Below are 2776 nucleotides of genomic sequence, written 5' to 3'. Positions count from 1 at the left end.
CGCGCAAAAGGGCCGCCTTAATGATGGCTGGCGCTCCAGCAATAGCGCTGCCGACAGCGAGATCGCAACGGCAGGCAGTCTTCTTCGAGACCGCATGCGTGATCTGGTGCGCAACAATCCACTGGCAGCCCAAGCAGTTCAGGTGCTGGTCAACAACATGGTTGGGCCTGGCATCCGGCCACGGGCAGCAACAACGAGCAAAGCGCGCAACAAGAAGATCGACAAGCTTTGGAACGAATGGGCAAAGGCTTGCGATGCCCATGGTCATACGGACTTTCATGGGCTTTTGAGCCTGGCCGTGCGGGAAATGATCGAGGGCGGCGAGGTCTTTGCCCTCAAACGCCCTCAGCGTAGCTCCAAGGGCAAGGTGCCCTTGCAGATTGAGCTTCGCGAGGCCGACCATCTGGATACCTCCCGGCTGAGTGAGACCAAAGACAACTCCATTCGCCAGGGCATTGAATACGATAAATCCGGCAGTCGGACCGCCTATTGGATGTTTCCCGACCACCCGGGCGACACCACATCAGCGTTCACACGCCGGTTGGAGTCGGTTCGCGTTCCTGCGGATATGGTCGCCCATCTGTTTGAGCGTCAGCGCGTGCAGTCACGAGGCGTGCCCTGGGGAACGCCGGCCATGACAGCGCTGCGCGATCTCGGTGACTGGCAGCTTGCTGAAATGGTGCGCAAGAAGACCGAAGCCTGTCTGGTCGGTGTGGTGCTTGGTGAAGATGGTGATGGCGGCGCTTCCGTTGCCCCCACAGTAGAAGATGCCGAAGGCAACCAAGTCGAACAATTTTCACCCGGCATGATTGCTTATGCACGGGGCGGCAAGGACATTCGCTTTAACACGCCAGGCCATTCAGGCGGCATTGCCGAATGGAACCGGGTGCAGATGCACATCATCGCATCGGGATTCCGGATGCCTTATGCGCTGATGACCGGAGATCTCAGTCAGGCCAATTTCTCCTCAAACCGCGCCGGGTTGAACGAGTTCCGCCGTATGGTGGATCAAGTGCAATGGCACATCATTATCCCGATGTTCTGCGAGCCTATCTGGGCCTGGTTTGTTGAGGCCGCTTACACGGCAGGTCTTATCGATACCCCGGACGTCCCGGCTGAATGGGCACCGCCTAAGTTTGAAAGCGTCAATCCCAAGCAGGATGCGGAAACCGATCTTATTGAGACCAGAGCTGGCTTCACCTCCCTGCCTCAGCAGATTGCCAAGCGTGGTTATGACCCGCGAGAGGTGATGGAAGAGCAAGCGGCCTTCCTCAAGGAAACAGATGACCTCGGTCTGGTTCTGGATAGCGATCCCCGCAAAGTCTCCCGTGCTGGCCTTGCACAAGTTGAACTCGAAACGGGCCCGCAACTAGAACCATCCAGCAGCACAGCGAAAGACGAAACCTGATGCCAGAGCAAACGTTAGGTCTGCCGCTTTTAGGGCGGGCTGCAGAAGTGCGTGCAGATAGCGTAGACCGCGAGGCACGCACCATTGAGATTGTCTGGACCACGGGCGCCACCGTCCAGCGCATGCGCTGGGAAGGCTGGGATGAGCTTGTTGAATATGATGAAGAGCTGCAGGTGGATGAGAAATCTGTTCGCCTTAGCAGATTGGACGCAGGGGCGCCGTTCCTCAATTCTCACAATGCCTGGCGCTTAGAGAATGTGCTGGGCTCTGTTGTTCCTGGTTCCGTGCGCCTTCAAGACGGCAAAGGCGTTGCCACCATCCGGCTGACAGACGCACCAGACGCCTCCGGCATTGTCCAGCGTATCCTGGAAGGCACCGTGCGCAGTGTGTCTGTTGGCTACCGCGTTCACACCTATGAGATCACAGCACAAGAGGGCAAACGTGAACTCTGGCGTGCCACCGACTGGGAGCCTCTGGAAGTTTCAGCAGTCGCTATTCCCGCTGATCCGGGTGCGCAAACTCGAAGCTCAAGCGAAACACCGCCCTCCTTCAGTCCCTGCACGCTTATCCGCAGCACCTCCCTCTCTCCGCCTTCCAAGGAGGAATTGATGCCCAATACGCCCAAAGATAACTCAGCCAAAGACACAACGAGAGCCGATCCTCCTAAACCACAGGAGCAAACAGTCTCGTCTTCTCCTCCCTCACCTCCCAAGGAAGAGCCCAATGCGGAGGCTGTGCGCACTGAGGAGCGTACCCGTGTTAGCACCATCACCCAGCTGTGCCGGCGTCATAAGCTGGAAGAAAGCTATGCAGATGATCTGATTGCACGTGGCGTGTCCTTGGAAGCTGCCCGATCAGAAATCCTCGACAAGATCTACGAGGCCGATCCGCTCAAAGGCAAGACCTCAGAACCAGTGCCAGCAGAAGCGCGGGATCAGGACACTCGCGAGATCTCTTATCGCAACGCCCTCACCAATGCACTGCAACACCGGGCCTCGCCCGATCTCACCAAGCTCAGTGACGATGCAAGACAGTTCCGCGGCATGACGCTGTTGGAGTTGGCTCGCAATGCTTTGGAACGACGCGGTCTAAGCACGCTTGGCATGAGCAAGATGGAGCTGGCCACCGCCGCCTTTGCCATGCGTTCAGCCGGCTATCACGCCACCTCAGATTTCCCGGCGATCCTTGCCAATGTAGCCGGTAAGACTTTGCGTGATGCTTATGACAGCACTCCGCGCACCTTCCGCCCCTGGGCACGGCGCACAACCATCTGTCAGTGCTGGATGTATTTTCCCCATTTGTGCTGCTTGAAAATTACCCACTTTCGCAGCTTTGACTTTTGATTGAAGGGGCATGCCCCTTCAATCA

At 57.6% G+C, this 2776-nt stretch carries 2 protein-coding genes; both read left to right on the top strand.

Translation table 11 applies throughout. The annotated features are described in order from the left end of the window. The coding region (locus PPL9_RS18285) for a phage portal protein (protein ID WP_057464036.1) at window positions 1-1408 on the top strand (1408 nt) is incomplete at its 5' end. Continuing rightward, complete coding sequence (locus tag PPL9_RS18280) at window positions 1408-2751, top strand: HK97 family phage prohead protease (RefSeq protein ID WP_057464035.1); 1344 nt, start codon at window positions 1408-1410, stop codon at window positions 2749-2751. The genes PPL9_RS18285 and PPL9_RS18280, both read left to right, overlap by 1 nt. Window positions 2752-2776: the final 25 nt, after the last annotated feature.

The organism is Pseudovibrio sp. POLY-S9 (genome assembly GCF_001431305.1).
In the GTDB taxonomy this organism is placed as follows: Bacteria; Pseudomonadota; Alphaproteobacteria; order Rhizobiales; family Stappiaceae; genus Pseudovibrio.
This window is presented reverse-complemented; position numbering and strand designations above follow the sequence as displayed.